This window comes from Streptomyces sp. NPDC030165 (assembly GCF_055573595.1).
Genome location: NZ_JBVIBD010000007.1, coordinates 105,160 through 119,627 on the forward strand (window position 1 = coordinate 105,160; position 14,468 = coordinate 119,627).

General features: G+C 72.9%; 10 protein-coding genes. 2 read left to right on the top strand and 8 right to left on the bottom strand.

Annotated features, from left to right (window positions below; translation table 11 throughout):
• Positions 1 to 95: 95 nt before the first annotated feature.
• Complete coding sequence (locus tag ACZ4Z1_RS15500; protein ID WP_468487106.1) at positions 96 to 1,082, top strand: ScbA/BarX family gamma-butyrolactone biosynthesis protein; 987 nt, start codon at positions 96 to 98, stop codon at positions 1,080 to 1,082.
• A 43-nt stretch (positions 1,083 to 1,125) separates the two neighbouring features.
• Here ACZ4Z1_RS15500 and ACZ4Z1_RS15505 read toward each other — a convergent pair whose 3' ends face one another.
• Both ACZ4Z1_RS15505 and ACZ4Z1_RS15510 read right to left on the bottom strand, forming a co-directional pair.
• A complete protein-coding gene (locus ACZ4Z1_RS15505; protein ID WP_468487107.1) occupies positions 1,126 to 3,432 on the bottom strand; it encodes a bifunctional salicylyl-CoA 5-hydroxylase/oxidoreductase in 2,307 nt (768 codons plus the stop codon).
• Positions 3,433 to 3,434: 2 nt separating this feature from the next.
• The gene (locus ACZ4Z1_RS15510; RefSeq protein ID WP_468487108.1) at positions 3,435 to 4,262 is read right to left on the bottom strand and encodes an enoyl-CoA hydratase family protein; all 828 of its coding nucleotides are present in this window, start codon (positions 4,260 to 4,262) and stop codon (positions 3,435 to 3,437) included.
• A 382-nt stretch (positions 4,263 to 4,644) separates the two neighbouring features.
• Between ACZ4Z1_RS15510 and rox the strand changes: the two genes are divergently transcribed.
• Entirely contained in the window at positions 4,645 to 6,072 is a 1,428-nt protein-coding gene (rox, locus tag ACZ4Z1_RS15515; protein ID WP_468487322.1) for a rifampin monooxygenase, read from the top strand.
• On the opposite strand, the gene ACZ4Z1_RS15520 is transcribed toward rox, so the two are convergent.
• From ACZ4Z1_RS15520 to ACZ4Z1_RS15545, 6 genes are all read right to left on the bottom strand, one after another.
• Positions 6,065 to 7,558, bottom strand: a complete 1,494-nt coding sequence (locus ACZ4Z1_RS15520) for an amino acid permease (RefSeq protein WP_468487109.1) — start codon at positions 7,556 to 7,558, stop codon at positions 6,065 to 6,067. The two genes, rox and ACZ4Z1_RS15520, sit on opposite strands and share 8 nt — an antisense overlap.
• A 234-nt stretch (positions 7,559 to 7,792) precedes the next feature.
• Complete coding sequence (gene argF / locus ACZ4Z1_RS15525; RefSeq protein ID WP_468487110.1) at positions 7,793 to 8,794, bottom strand: ornithine carbamoyltransferase; 1,002 nt, start codon at positions 8,792 to 8,794, stop codon at positions 7,793 to 7,795.
• A 125-nt stretch (positions 8,795 to 8,919) separates the two neighbouring features.
• Positions 8,920 to 10,143 (bottom strand): arginine deiminase, encoded by a 1,224-nt coding sequence (locus tag ACZ4Z1_RS15530; protein ID WP_468487111.1) that lies wholly within the window; start codon positions 10,141 to 10,143, stop codon positions 8,920 to 8,922.
• Positions 10,144 to 10,280: 137 nt separating this feature from the next.
• Positions 10,281 to 12,275, bottom strand: a complete 1,995-nt coding sequence (locus tag ACZ4Z1_RS15535; protein ID WP_468487112.1) for a hypothetical protein — start codon at positions 12,273 to 12,275, stop codon at positions 10,281 to 10,283.
• A complete protein-coding gene (locus ACZ4Z1_RS15540; RefSeq protein ID WP_468487113.1) occupies positions 12,272 to 13,357 on the bottom strand; it encodes a TRAFAC clade GTPase domain-containing protein in 1,086 nt (361 codons plus the stop codon). Before ACZ4Z1_RS15540 ends, ACZ4Z1_RS15535 begins: the two co-directional genes overlap by 4 nt.
• The gene (locus ACZ4Z1_RS15545) at positions 13,354 to 14,463 is read right to left on the bottom strand and encodes a protein kinase family protein (protein ID WP_468487114.1); all 1,110 of its coding nucleotides are present in this window, start codon (positions 14,461 to 14,463) and stop codon (positions 13,354 to 13,356) included. The genes ACZ4Z1_RS15540 and ACZ4Z1_RS15545 overlap by 4 nt, the downstream gene beginning before the upstream one ends.
• Between the last annotated feature and the right edge of the window lie 5 nt (positions 14,464 to 14,468).

Below are 14,468 nucleotides of genomic sequence, written 5' to 3' on the forward strand. Positions count from 1 at the left end.
ACAAACCATCCGGTTTGTATCTTAGGCCGCGTCCGTCCGCCACCGAGGCTCACGTTGTCCGAGCGAAGTGAGCCGCTACCAGGGAGGGAACCCGCATGGCCAGCGCCACGCTCACCGCGCCGCCCACCGCAGCAGACCACCGTCCGTTCGCCGGACGGGGGCACACCGGCCTCTCGGACCTGCCGCCGCTGACGACGACCGTGCCCCGGCAGTACGTGCACCGGACCGCCGTGTCCGAAGTGTTCCTGACCGACTGGCGCCTTACGGAGGCCGGCACCTGGGTGGTGAGCGCCCAGTGGCCGCGGGCGCACAGTTTCTACAGCCCCGTCGACGGTCTGCACGACCCGATGCTGCTGGTGGAGACGATGCGGCAGGCGAGCATCCTGCTGAGCCACGTGGCACACGGCGTACCGCTCGACCACCCGATCATCTGGCAGGACCTGCACTACTCCCTGGTCCCCGACGCGCTGCGCGTCACCGGCTCACCCGCCGAGATAGAACTGCACATCGCCGGCCACGACTTGTACCACCGCGGCCGACGGCTGGCGGGCGCACGGCTGCGGTACCGCGTGCTGCGTGACGGCACCGACCTGGCCACCGCCGAGCTGCACTTCTCCTGCCAGACCCCCGCCGTGTACCGCCGGTTGCGCGGCGAGTACAGCGACCTCCAGCGGGCCAACGCCCGCAAACTGGACCTGGCGGAACCGGTAGCGCCGCGCCTGGTCGCCCGCGACCGTACCGGCGACGTGGTCCTCTCCCCCACCGGCCACACCAACCGCTGGCAGCTACGGGTGAACACCGCGCACCCGGTGCTCTTCGACCACCCCGTCGACCACGCCCCCGGCATGCTGATGGTCGAAGCCGCCCGCCAGGCCGCCCACGCCGCCGCGGGCCCCGCCTTCTCCCTGCCCGCCGACATGCAGTGCTCCTTCCACCGCTACGGCGAACTCGACGCCCCCTGCTGGGTCGAGGCCACTCCGGCCGACCACGACACACAGGGCCGTCTCCTCCTGGACATCACCGTCCAGCAGAACGGCCGCCCCGTCTTCACGGCACGGACCGCGAGCCAGTCGGTCCGCTGAACCGGCCACGGGCGTGGGGCAGGACCGAGCCGCCCCCCGCCCCTCACCCCAACGTCAAGCGCGGCTTGGGCGCATCCGTCCGCCCGGTGGGCGGCGTCCGGCTGCCCGCCCGGTACGGCAGCGGCCATGGCGCTCCCGGCCCCGAGTAGCCCTGTTCGGCCGCCGCGTGCAGGGTCCAGTGCGGGTCGTACAGGTGGGGGCGGGCCAGGGCGCAGAGGTCGGTGCGGCCGGCGAGGATCAGGGAGTTGACGTCGTCCCAGGAGGAGACGGCGCCCACCGCGATCACCGGGACGCCCAGGCGGTTGCGGATGCGGTCGGCGAACGGGGTCTGGTACGAGCGCCCGAAGTCCGGGCGTTCGTCGGGGACGACCTGGCCGGTCGAGACGTCGATGGCGGCGGCGCCGTGCGCGGCGAAGGCGCGGGCGATCTCCACGGAGTCCTCGGCGGTGGTGCCGCCCTCGGCCCAGTCGGTGGCGGAGATCCGTACCGTCATGGGCCGGTCGGCGGGCCAGGCGGCGCGTACCGCGTCGAAGACCTCCAGCGGGAAGCGCAGCCGGGCGGTGAGGTCGCCGCCATACGCGTCGGTGCGCCGGTTGGTGAGCGGGGACAGGAAGCCGGAGAGCAGGTAGCCGTGGGCGCAGTGCAGTTCGAGGAGGTCGAAGCCGGCGCGGGCGGCCGACCGGGCGGAGCGTACGAACTGCTCGCGCACCCCGGCGAGTTCGGGTTCGGTCAGGGCGTGCGGTATCTGGTTGACGCCGGGGCGGTACGGCAGCGCGGAGGGCGCCACGAGCGGCCAGTTGCCGTCGGGCAGCGGCTGGTCGATGCCCTCCCACATGAGGCGGGTGGAGCCCTTGCGCCCGGAGTGCCCGAGCTGGACGCCGATGGCCGTGCCGGGAGCCTGCGCGTGCACGAAGTCGGTGACGCGGCGCCAGGCCGTCTCGTGTTCCGGCGCGTACAGGCCCGTGCAGCCCGGGGTGATGCGGCCCTGGGGACTGACGCAGACCATCTCCGTCATCACCAGCCCGGCGCCGCCGAGCGCGCGGGCGCCGAGGTGGACGAGGTGGAAGTCACCCGGTGTGCCGTCGCCGTCGGCGGAGTACATGTCCATCGGGGAGACCACGACCCGGTTGCGCAGGGTCAGGCCGCCGAGCCGGAAGGGCGTGAACATGGGTGGGGTGCCGGCCGGGACGCCGGCTTCCTCCTCGACCGCCGCGACGAATCCCGGGTCGCGCAGCCGCAGGTTGTCGTGGGTGACGCGGCGGCTGCGGGTGAGCAGGTTGAAGGCGAACCGGCGGGGAGGCCGGCCGACGTACTCCGCGAGTTCCTCGAACCATTCGAGGCTGGCGCGGGCGGCGCGCTGGGTGGAGGCGACGACGGGCCGCCGCTCGGCCTCGTACGCGGCCAGCGCGTCCGGCAGCGCGGCATGCTCCTCCAGGCACGCGGCCAGCGCGAGGGCGTCCTCGACGGCCAGTTTGGTGCCGGAGCCGATGGAGAAGTGGGCGGTGTGCGCGGCGTCGCCGAGCAGCACCGTACGGCCGTGCGACCAGCGCTCGTTGACGACCGTGCGGAACGCGATCCAGGCGGAGTTGTTGGACCGCAGCGGGCGGCCGCTGAGCGCGTCGGTGAAGGTCTTGGCACACCAGTCGGCGGACTCGCGCTCGTCGCAGCGGTCCAGGCCGGCGCGGCGCCAGACCTCCTCGCGCATCTCGACGATGACGGTGCTGGCACCGTCCGGGTGCTCCCGCCCTGTCCCCGTTCGGGCGTACGGGTAGCCGTGCAGCTGGACGACGCCGTGCTCGGTCTCGGCGATCTCGAAGCGGAACGCGTCGAAGGCGAAGTCGGCGGCGAGCCAGATGTAGCGGCATCGGTGGGTGGTGACGCTCGGCCCGAAGACGTCGGCGTGCGCGGCGCGGGTGAGGCTGTGCACGCCATCGGCGGCGATCACCAGGTCGTGGGTGGCGGCCAGTTCGGCGGCGGGCGGGGCCTGGGTACGGAAGTTCAGCCGTACGCCGAGGGAGCGGCAGCGCTCGTGGAGGATGCGCAGCAGCGTACGGCGGCCGAGGGCCGCGAAGCCGTGCCCGCCGGAGGTCAGGGTGCGTCCGCGGTGCACGATGTCGATGTCGTCCCACCGGACGAACTCCCGCTGGAGCGCGCGGTACACCTGCGGGTCGGCGTGCTCGATGCCGCCGAGCGTCTCGTCGGAGAGGACGACGCCGAAGCCGAAGGTGTCGTCGGGGGCGTTGCGCTCCCAGACGGTGATGTCACGCTCCGGGCCGAGGCGCTTGAGGAGGACGGCGGCGTACAGGCCGCCCGGGCCGCCCCCGATGACGGCCGCCTTCCGGGCGCCCACCCTTACTTCCCCTGCCACTTGGGAGGCCGCTTGTCGGTGAAGGCGGCGTGGAACTCGGCGTAATCGGCGCTGTTCATCAGCAGGGCCTGGGTGGCGGCGTCCATCTCGACGGCGGCGCCGAGCGGCATGTCCAGTTCGGCGGTGAGCAGCGCCTTGGTCTGGGCGTGGGCGAGGGCGGGCCCTTCGGCGAGCCGCCGGGCGAGGGTCCGCGCCGCCGCGTCCGCGCGGCCTTCTTCGGCGAGTTCGCTGAGGAGGCCGATGCGTTCGGCCTCGGCGGCGCGGACCGGTTCGCCGAGCATCAGCAGCCGGGTCGCGTGGCCGAGGCCGACCACGCGCGGCAGCAGGTAGGCGGCGCCCATGTCGCCGCCGGAGAGGCCGACCCTGGTGAAGAGGAAGGCGAAGCGGGCCGAGGGGTCGGCGACGCGGAAGTCGGCGGCCAGGGCGAGGACGGCGCCGGCGCCGGCGGCGACGCCGTGCACCGCGGCGATCACGGGGAACGGGCACTCCCGTACGGCCCGTACGACCTGGCCGGTCATCCGGTTGAAGTCCAGCAGCTGGGCGGTGTCCATGGCGAGCGTGGCGCCGATGATCTCCTCGACGTCGCCGCCGGAGCAGAAGCCGCGGCCTTCGCCGCCGAGGACGAGGGCGCGCGCCGACCGTTCCCTGGACAGCTCGGCGAGCAGGTCCCGCAGGTCGGCGTACGCCTCGAAGGTCAGCGCGTTGAGCTTGTCCGGGCGCGCGAGGGTGACGGTGACGATGCCGTCTTCCCTGGTCACGCGGATGTGCTGCCATGTGTCGGTGGTGCGGGCGGAACCTGTGAACGGGCTCATCGGGCTACTGCCCCCTTCAGCCGGACGGCTGGTACGGACACGCAATCGCGCTTCGAAGCTATCACCGTTGCGTGACTGTCGTCACGAGTGCGCGATATCGGGACGGTGGCGTCCGTGCCGGTGGCCGACGGCGGTCACGAGAGGACGAGCGATGCCCGTACGGCGACTGCGTACGGGGGCGAGGTGTTCACGAGGCGCCGGGAAGCGGGAGGGTCCGTCAGCGCGGACAGCGGAGTCCGTGGCGGACAAAAAGAAGAGGCAGGAGGAGAACCCACTCCCTGCCATTACTAACATATATCGCACCGGGGGCCTTGCCGCAAGGCCCCCCTCGTGCCGCACAATCACCCCCTTGAGCTGGAGAATCTGCGAGACGGGGTTGTTGATGTCCGACGTGATCGTTGTCGGTGGCGGGCCGACGGGGCTGATGCTGGCGTGCGAGCTGCGGCTGGCCGGGGTGCGCGTGGTCGTACTGGAGAGGGAGCCGGAGCCGGCCAAGGTGGTCCGCGCGCTCGGCCTGCACGTGCGCAGCATCGAGGTGATGGCGCAGCGCGGCCTGCTGGACCGCTTCCTCGCGCTCGGCAAGCGGTACGAGGTCGGCGGTTTCTTCGCCGGCATCACCAAGGCGTGGCCCGAGCGGATGGACACCGCGCACGGGTACGTCCTCGGCATCCCGCAGACCGTCACCGAGCGCCTGCTCACGGAGCGCGCCACCGAGCTGGGCGTCGAGATCCGGCGCGGCTGCGAAGTCGTCGGGCTGAGCCAGGACGAGGACGGGGTGACCGTCGGACTGGCGGACTCGACGCGGCTGCGCTCGCGCTACCTCGTCGGCAGCGACGGCGGCCGCAGCACGGTGCGCAAGCTGCTGGGCGTCGGCTTCCCCGGCGAACCCACCAGGGTCGAGACGCTGCTGGGCGAGATGCGGCTGACCGCGTCGCCGGAGACGCTGCACGAGGTGATGACCGAAGTCCGCAAGACCCAGTTGCGGTTCGGTGCCATGCCCCTGGAGGAGGGGACGTACCGCGTCATCGTGCCCGCCGAGGGGGTGACCGAGGACCGCTCGGTCCCGCCGGCGTTCGAAGAGTTCAAGCGGCGGCTGCGGGCCGTCGCAGGCACCGACTTCGGGGTGCACTCACCGCGCTGGCTGTCCCGGTTCGGCGACGCCACCCGGCAGGCCGAGCGCTACCGGGTCGGCCGGGTGCTGCTGGCCGGCGACGCGGCACACATCCACCCGCCGACCGGCGGGCAGGGGCTCAACCTCGGCGTGCAGGACGCGTTCAACCTCGGCTGGAAGCTGGCCGCCGCGGTCAACGGCTGGGCACCGGACGGGCTGCTGGACAGCTACGAGGCCGAGCGGCACCCGGTGGCCGCCGACGTGCTGGACAACACCCGCGCGCAGATGCTGCTGATGTCCACCGAGCCGGGACCCCGGTCGGTGCGCCGGCTGCTGACGGAGCTGATGGACTTCGAGGAGGTGAACCGGTACCTGATCGAGAAGATCACCGCGGTCGGTGTCCGGTACGACTTCGGCGGGGGCCACCCACTGCTCGGCCGCCGGATGCGGGACGTGCAGCTCAAACGGGGCCGTCTCTACGAGCTGATGCACGGCGGCCGCGGACTGCTGCTCGACCAGACCGGCCGGCTCTCGGCGGCGGGCTGGGAGGACCGCGTCGACCACGTCGTCGACGTCAGCGAGGAACTGGACGTACCGGCGGTGCTGCTGCGCCCGGACGGCCATGTCGCATGGGCGGGCGAGGACCCGCAGGAGCTGCAGGCCCAGCTGCCGCGGTGGTTCGGCGCCGCCGTCAGCTGAGCGTGCTCCCGGGGGCCGCGGGGGCCGGACGGGCGTCGTCGCCCTCGTCGCCCGCCGGTTCCTCACCGCTCGTACCGCCCTGGTCCAGTCGGGAGTGGCGCCGTCCGTACAGCGCGTAGACGAGGGCGCCGGCCAGCAGGAAGGCGGCGAACTGGAGCCAGGTCGCCGGGCCCGTGCCGTAGATCAGGTAGGCGCAGAAGGCGATGCCGAGCACCGGGCTGAGGGGGAAGAGCGGCACCCGGAAGCGGCGCGGCAGGCCGGGGCGGGTGCGGCGCAGGACCATGACGCTGACGTTGACGACGGCCATCACGGCGAGCGTGCCGATGGTGGTCAGATTCATCACGACGTCCAGCGGGACCACCGCGGCCGGGACCGCGAAGACCACGGCGACGATCCAGGTGCCCGCCACCGGCGTGGAGGTCTTCGGCGAGATGCGTGCGAAGACCCGCGGGACGAGACCGTCGCGGGACATCGACATCAGGATGCGGGTCTGCCCGTACATGACGGCCAGGACGACGGAGGCGATGGCGACGACCGCGCCGAAGGCGATGACACCGCCGCCGACGGCGGAGCCGGTGACCTGGTTGACGACGAGCGAGAGCGCCGCGGGCTTGTCGCCCACCTCGTCGGCGGAGAGCGCGCCGATGGCACAGAGCGCGACCACGCAGTACAGGACGGTGACCAGGCCGATGCAGATCATGATCGCGGTGGGGATGTTGCGGCGCGGGTTCTTCACCTCTTCGCCCGCGGTGGTGATCGCGTCGAAGCCGATGTAGGAGAAGAAGGCGACCGAGGCGCCGGAGGTGATGCCGGCGATGCCTTCCGGGGCGAACGGCGTGAGGTTGCCGTCCCGGAAGGCGGTGAAGGCGATCGCGCAGAACAGGACCAGGACGCCCAGCTTCAGCACGGCCATCGCGGCGGTGGCGCGGGCGCTCTCCCGGATGCCGCGCACCAGCAGCACCGCCGCCAGCAGCATCACCACGACGGCCGGGACGTTGACGATGCCGCCGTCGCCGGGCGGGCTGGACAGGGCCGCGGGCAGCTGCCACCCGACGAGGCTGTTCAGCAGTTCGTTCAGGTACTGCCCCCAGCCGACCGCGACCGCCGAGACGGAGACGCCGTACTCCAGCAGCAGGCACCAGCCGACGAGGAAGGCGGTGCGCTCGCCGAGCGTGGCGTACGCGTAGGAGTAGGAGCTGCCGGACACCGGGATCGCGCCGCCCAGCTCCGCGAAGGAGAAGGCGGTGAAAACGCAGGTGACGGCGGCGAGCACGAAGGAGACGAGGACGGCGGGGCCGGACCGGGCGACGGTGTCGGACAGGCCGACGAAGATGCCGGTGCCGACGATGGCGCCGATGCCGAAGCACACGAGCTGGAAGAGCCCCATGGTGCGCTTGAGGCCGTGGCCTTCGCGATCCGCGCCGGATTCGGCGACGAGGACGTCGGGGGACTTGATGCGCAGTCCGGACGGACCTGACGGAGGCATGGGGGTGGTTCTCATCTCTGGTGGAGCGTGGTGCTTGGTGCGGTGTGCGCGGCGGGGTGTGCCGCGCAGGGAAGGGGGCCGGGGCCGGTGGGCCCTGGCCCGTGAGTCCGTTCGATGTCGATGGTAGCCCTTATGCTTGCATGATCGCTCATGGGGGCGTATAGCCATGCAATACGGGTGCACAGGAGCGCGCGGCGCCGGGCCGCGCGGACGGAGCGGCGGCCCCGGGCCCCCTCAGGCCAGGGTGGCGACCAGGACCGCCTTGATCGTGTGCAGCCGGTTCTCCGCCTCGTCGAAGACGACGGAGTGCGCGGACTCGAAGACCTCGTCGGTGACCTCCAGGGAGGTCAGGCCGTGCCGTTCGTGGATGTCACGCCCCACGGCGGTGCCCAGGTCGTGGAAGGCGGGCAGGCAGTGCAGGAACTTCACGTCCGGGTTGCCGGTGGCGCGCAGCACGTCCATCGTGACGGCGTAGCCGCCGAGCAGCGCGATCCGCTCGTCCCAGACCTCCTTGGGCTCCCCCATGGAGACCCATACGTCGGTCGCGACGAAGTCCGCGCCGCGCACCCCCTCGGCCACGTCCGCGGTGATCGTGACGCGGGCGCCGCTGTGCGCGGCCAGCTCCTTGGCCCGGGTGACGACCTCCTCGTCCGGCCAGAGACCCTCGGGCGCGACGATCCGTACGTCCATGCCGAGCAGCGCGCCGGTGACCAGGTAGGAGTTGCCCATGTTGTAGCGGGCGTCGCCCAGGTAGGCGAGGGCGATCTCCGTCAGCGGGCGGCCGGGCGCGTGCTCCTTGACCGTGAGCACGTCGGCGAGCATCTGGGTGGGGTGCCACTCGTCGGTCAGGCCGTTGAAGACCGGCACGCCGGCATACGCGCCCAGCTCCTCGACGACGGTCTGGGAGCTGCCCCGGTACTCGATGGCGTCGAACATCCGGCCGAGGACCCGGGCGGTGTCCTTCACCGACTCCTTGTGCCCGATCTGCGACCCGGCCGGGTCGAGGTAGGTGGTCGAGGCGCCCTGGTCCGCGGCGGCGACCTCGAAGGCACAGCGGGTGCGGGTGGAGGTCTTCTCGAAGATCAGGGCGATGTTGCGGCCCCGCAGGCGCGCGACCTCCTCGCCCGCGCGCTTGGCGGCCTTCAGCTCGGCCGCCAGGTCGACGAGGCCGTGGAACTCCTCGGCGCTGAAGTCCAGCTCCTTGAGGAAGTGGCGGCCCTTGAGGTCTGTCGCCATGGATGGGCTCCTAGATCGCGGCTATCGGAACAGTGGAAGTGTATACGAAAGGCCGTATCTCTATTCAGGCGATCCCGGCACCTCGCATCGCGCCTTTCCCCCACTTTCCCGCCGCGGCTCCTCCCCTACACCGGGTCGCGTTCCACCGGGCAGCTCATGCAGCGCGGGCCGCCCCGGCCGCGCCCCAGCTCACTGCCCGGAATGGTAATGACCTCGATGCCACGCTTGCGCAGGAAGGTGTTGGTGGTGACATTGCGCTCGTACGCCACCACCACGCCCGGCTCCACGGCGAGCACGTTGCACCCGTCGTCCCACTGCTCACGCTCGGCCGCGTGCACGTCCTGCGTCGCGGTCAGCACCCGGATGTCGTCCAGGCCCAGCGCCGCCGCCATGGCACGGTGCATGTGCTCCGGCGGGTGGTCGGTGACCTTCAGCTCCTGGTCGCCGGCGCCCGGCTCGATCGTGTACGAGCGGAGCATCCCCAGCCCCGCGTACTGCGTGAACGTTCCGCCGTCGACCATCGTCATAACCGTGTCCAGGTGCATGAAGGCCCGCCGCTTGGGCATGTCCAGCGCCACGATCGAACGGGCCGACCCGGCCGCGAACAGGCCGCGCGCCAGCATCTCCACCGCCTGCGGGGTGGTCCGCTCGCTCATCCCGATCAGTACGGCGCCGTTGCCGAGCACCAGTACGTCACCGCCCTCGATGGTCGACGGATAGGCCGCCTGACCCTCGGACCAGACGTTGAAGCCGCCGCCCCGGAACAGCTTGTGGTGCCGGTAGATCGCCTCGTAGTGCACGGTCTCGCGCTGCCGGGCCGGCCAGCGCATGGCGTTGATGGACACCCCGTCGTACACCCACGCCGAGGTGTCCCTGGTGAACAGGTGGTTGGGCAGCGGGCGCAGCACGAAGTCGTCGAGATCCATCACGTGGAAGCGGACCGAGGTCGGCTCCGGGTGCGCCGCCAGGTACTCCCGCTTGGTCATCCCGCCGACCAGCGCCTCCACCAGTTCGGGGACGGCCATCGAGTCGAAGACGGCCCGCAGGTGGTCGGTGGCCAGCGGCCCGTACTCCTTCTCGTGGAAGACCCGGTCCAGTACGAGCGTGCGGGCCTCGGGGAGCTGGAGGGTCTCGGTCAGCAGGTCCCCGAACAGGTGCACCTCGACACCCCGGTCCCGGAGGATGTCCGCGAAGGCGTCGTGCTCGGCGCGTGCCCGGCGCACCCACAGCACGTCGTCGAAGAGCAGGGCGTCCTTGTTGGTCGGGGTGAGTCGCTTCAGCTCCAGATCGGGGCGGTGCAGGATGACGCGGCGCAGCCGCCCGGCCTCGGAGTCGACGTGGAATCCCATGTGCCCATCTTCGCCGGTGCGGGGCCGCGGCGGGGGGCTCCGGGCCGACCGCGACACGGTGTTTCCGGGGTTCCCTGACACGCGCCGGGTCCCTCCGGAGCCGACCGCGGGCCGGCACGGCCGTGTCCGTGTCCGTGCTAGGAGCCCGCCGCGAGGATGACCGCGATCAGGATCACCGCGACGGCTATCAGCGCGAGCAGTGCGGTCACCCAGAGCTTGCCGGCCGCGTCCTCCGCACGGCCGTACCCGTCGTCCGGAGGGCGGCGGACGCGGGAACGGTGGTCGGGGGAACGGCGGTCACGGGAACGGCGGTCGGGGAGCCGGAAGCGGCCGGCGGTGCGGCCGGCCCGCGGTTCCCCGCGCACCGCCGTCGTCGCGCGTGTCGCGGCCTCGAACAGGGCCCGCCAGCCCTGGTCCCCGAAGCCGGTGGGCCGGCCGTCGTCGAGCAGCTGCCGCAGCAGCTCGCGGCCCCGTCCGTGGTGGCCGTCCCACAGGTCCGGCAGGACGTGCCGCAACAGGCCGGGGACGCCGCCCTGTTCGCCGTACGGATACACCAGCTCGTTGTACAGGTGCACGGCGGTCACGATCCGCCGGTGGCCGTCCGGTCCGGTGACCGGGTCCTCGTCGCGGTGTTCGCCGTACGGGCCGAGGAACAGGTGCGCCCGGAGAAGCCGTTCGCAGACCTCCTGGGCGTCGGCGGCGGAGCGGTGCGGAGCGCGCAGGACGATCACCTCGGCCACATGGGCGGCCTGTTCGGCGGGGAGGCCGCTCTCCAGTACTTCCAGGAGCACCCTGTCCGCGCTGTTGGCCAGGTACTTCTCGGCGTCGTCGTGGCGCAGTGCCCGGCGCAGCTCGCCGGCGGTCACGTCGCGGACGAGTCCGGTACCGGCCCGTACGGCCTGCGAGGCGGAGGCGGGTGGCACGGAGTCCCGGCCGGAGTCGGCGGCGTGCTGTGACGTCCTGGCCGGCTGACCGGCCGGCTGCTCCTGATCCTGCCGCATGTGGTCGAACACCGCGGTGTCGTACACCTGGCCGTCATGCGCCTGACCGTCATACGCCCGGCCGTCGTACGCCCCGCTGCCGTACCGCTCCTCACGGGCCCGGTCGTACGGCGGCTCGCGCCGCGGCTCACGGGGCTCGGCCACCTGGGCCGTACGGGTGCGGCGGTGGCTCCCGGCGTGGCTGAGCCACTTCAGCGCCTCGTGCACCAGGCGCACCCGTTCGTCGAGGCGCTCCTCCTCGAAGACGTGCCGCTCGGCCAGCGCGTCGCGCGTCTCACGCAGCGCGCCGGGGTCGTGGCGGACGTCCAGGTAGTGCTCGGCCAGCCGCGCGGCGGCCTCCCTGGCCTGGTCGCCGTGGTCCGGCACCCGGTCGTCCCGGCCACCCCCGCCGCGGCCCGGGCGGGCCGGGTCCAGGCGGGTCAGCTGCTGGTCCCGCGTGGCCGACACGGGCCAGTCCGGTACGAAGACATAGCGGAACGGCCGGGCTTCACGGGTGTCGTGGGTGGCGAAGGACCAGCCGGGCAGTGCCCGGCCGGCCAGGTTCCACAACGCCCACAGGACGTGCACCGGTCCGTCTCCGTCCGTGTGGTCGAGGACGGAGAGCCGCTGCCGCGGTGCGCGCAGGCGCTCGGCGAGCACCGCCGTCAGTTCGCCGTCGAACCGCCCGGCCCGCTCGGTGAGGGCGGGCGCCTCGGGCTCGGTGGCCGCCCGCAGCGCCTGGGCCGGTACGCAGTCCAGGGACCGCCCTTCGGCCTCCCGCAGGTTGATGCCGCTGCCGTCCCAGCGCCAGGCGTGCAGGCCCAGGCAGCGGGCGGGCGTCAGCACGGACGCGCTGCCCAGCAGCGCGTGGGAGGTGGTGCTGGGGCGGCCGCCGTGGTCCTGGTCGGGAATGCGGCGGATCAGCAGGACCGAGCTCTCGTGCCCCGGTTCCCCCCGCAGCTCCACCCGGGCCAGGTTCTCGCGTGCCCTGTCGCCGGGGACGCTCAGCAGCGAGGCGACCTTGCGGTAGATGGGCTCCAGTCCGGCCCGGTTGCCCGACCAGGCGACCGGGCCCACGCCCGCGCCGCCGACGGCGAGGTCCGCGTCCCAGCGGAAGACGATCTGGTGCACCGGCGCGTCGGTCCCGCTCACAGTCCCACCTCCTGGGGATCGGCTCCCGGCAGGAGCCCGCACATCGCGAAGACCGACAGCAGCGGGGAGAGCACCCGCCTCGGCCGTACGCCCTGGGGAAAGCCGCCCGCGTCCTCCTGCCCGCCGGTGGCCGACGCGAAGTGCAGGGTGCACCGCGCGCAGTCGCTGAACGGCTTGAGCCACGCGGGCCCGCCGTGGTGGCGCAGGAAGGCGTACACGTCGCGGCTCTCCTCGCGCAGCGCCCGTGCCGTGGGCCGGGCGCTCTCGGGCGCGGTCAGCCAGCGCGCCACGGCCGGCTCGAACCGGATCAGGTCGCTCTTGCCCACGACGACCGCGGCCGCCGCGTCCACGTACGGCCCGTCGCGCGGCACCCGGTCCAGCACGGTGCCGAACGAGCGGTCGCCGAGGTCGTCGGTGCGCTGCTTGGTGCGTTCGCGTACGGCGTCCAGATACGGCAGCGGCAGCGCGCGCAGCGGGTCGACGACGAAGATGAACGCGTTGACGGCGGCGAGGAACCGGGTCACCCGGCCGGTGCGTTCCAGGTCCTCGCCCGACAGGTCGAAGAAGACCACGGGCCGGGTGGTGCCGCCCCGGCCGACCAGCAGCCCGTCGGCGAACTCCGCGAAGTCCGTCTGCTCGGTGTGTGCCAGCATCTCGCCGGCCCGCAGCCTGAGCACCCGGTCGTTGAGGTAGGCGCGGTGCGACTCGGTGTGCAGCGGGGTGGCCTTGAGGCCGTAAGCGTCCAGCGCGCCGCGCTCCACCTCGCCGATCATCGAGGCGAGCAGGTGGGTCTTGCCGGCGCGGGAACTGCCGACCAGGGCCACGGTCAGCGGTTCGCCGTTGCGGAGGTAGGGCGCCGGCAGGAAGTGGTCGGGCATCTTCGCCGAGTTGTGGCACTCCTGGAACGCCTCCCGCAGGGCGTCCTCACGGCGCAGTGGGTTCTGCTCGCAACTGACGTCGAGGCGGATGAAGTTGCTGTCGTCGTCGCGCACGAACAGCCGCTCCGCGTCGAAGGTGATCGAATCGAGGCAGTACGGGCACACCACCGGCCGGTGGCGGGGCGGCATCGGGTACGTGCTCACCGGTGCCCTCCCGTGCCCGTACGGCCGGCGCCGAACAGGGCGCGCAGCCCGCGGCCCGGCACCCGGCCGGGTCCGGGCTCCGCCTCCGGGCCGCCGTCCAGCCCCAACTCCGTTCTCTTGCGCGCCAGTTCCTCGTCGAAGGCGCGGCGCCCCGGCTCCAGGGGGTCGGCCGGGAGGGGGCGTCCCTGGAGCGGGTCCTGCCGGTTGAGCATCCGCAGCACCTCGACGGGGTGGCCGCGCTCCGCCGCCCTCGGCGCGTACGCGGTGGACAGCACGCCGAGCGCGGGCAGCCGCGCCAGGTCGCGCGGCGGCCCGTCCGGCTCCCCTTCGCGGCCGGTGACCAGGTGGTACATCACCTGGGCCACGCTCCACAGGTCGTCGCGCGGATCCGCGGCGCCGTGCCCGGCACGCTGCTCGGGGGAGGCCCAGGGCGCCTCGCCCAGCGCCTCGCGGGGGTGCCCGGCGCGGGTGGCGAGGCAGGGCTCGGGCAGCCGGACGTGCCGGCCGTCCCACCGTACGGCCTGCGGGGTCAGTCCGCGGTGCACGACACCGATGGCCTCCAGCAGCCGTACGGCCAGCACCAGTTCACTGCGGATGCGCTCCTGTTCCCTGACCGTGGCCCGGCCCGCGAGCGCCGCCAGCGGGCGGCCGCGCGCGGGTTCGTAGAAGACGAACGGCTCCCGCACGTCCAGGTGGTAGCCGCCGAACCGGGCGAAGAGCTGGTGGTACGGGGCGTCGCCGAACGCCCGGCGCACGGCGAGGCCGACGCCCACCTCCGCCTCCAGCCGGTCGCGGGCCCGGTGGTCGCCGCGCGCGGAGTGCGCGAGGCGGTACTGCAGCACCCGCCAGTCCTCGCCCAGCGTCACCGGCCTGGCGCGCAGCCCGTGCCGCTGCTGCCCGGGCGGCAGATCGCCCCAGTAGGCGGCCAGCAGCCGGGCGGGCGCGCCCTCGTCCGTGAAGAAGGCCAGTTCCACGCGGTCGCGGGCGGGGCGGCCGCCGTTGCGCGCGGCGGCCGTCGCGGGTGCCTCGTCCGCGGGCGCGGCGCCGTCGTCCGGCGCGCGGTCAGGCGTGCGTACCCGGTCCTGCCGGTCCGCCCACTCGTCCATGACGT

Coding starts and splice junctions, on each gene's coding strand:
- ACZ4Z1_RS15500 (WP_468487106.1), top strand. CDS start 96: ATGGCCAGCGCCACGCTCACCGCGCCGCCCACCGCAGCAGACCACCGT.
- ACZ4Z1_RS15510 (WP_468487108.1), bottom strand. CDS start 4,262: ATGAGCCCGTTCACAGGTTCCGCCCGCACCACCGACACATGGCAGCAC.
- rox (WP_468487322.1), top strand. CDS start 4,645: ATGTCCGACGTGATCGTTGTCGGTGGCGGGCCGACGGGGCTGATGCTG.
- ACZ4Z1_RS15520 (WP_468487109.1), bottom strand. CDS start 7,558: ATGCCTCCGTCAGGTCCGTCCGGACTGCGCATCAAGTCCCCCGACGTC.
- argF (WP_468487110.1), bottom strand. CDS start 8,794: ATGGCGACAGACCTCAAGGGCCGCCACTTCCTCAAGGAGCTGGACTTC.
- ACZ4Z1_RS15530 (WP_468487111.1), bottom strand. CDS start 10,143: ATGGGATTCCACGTCGACTCCGAGGCCGGGCGGCTGCGCCGCGTCATC.
- ACZ4Z1_RS15545 (WP_468487114.1), bottom strand. CDS start 14,463: ATGGACGAGTGGGCGGACCGGCAGGACCGGGTACGCACGCCTGACCGC.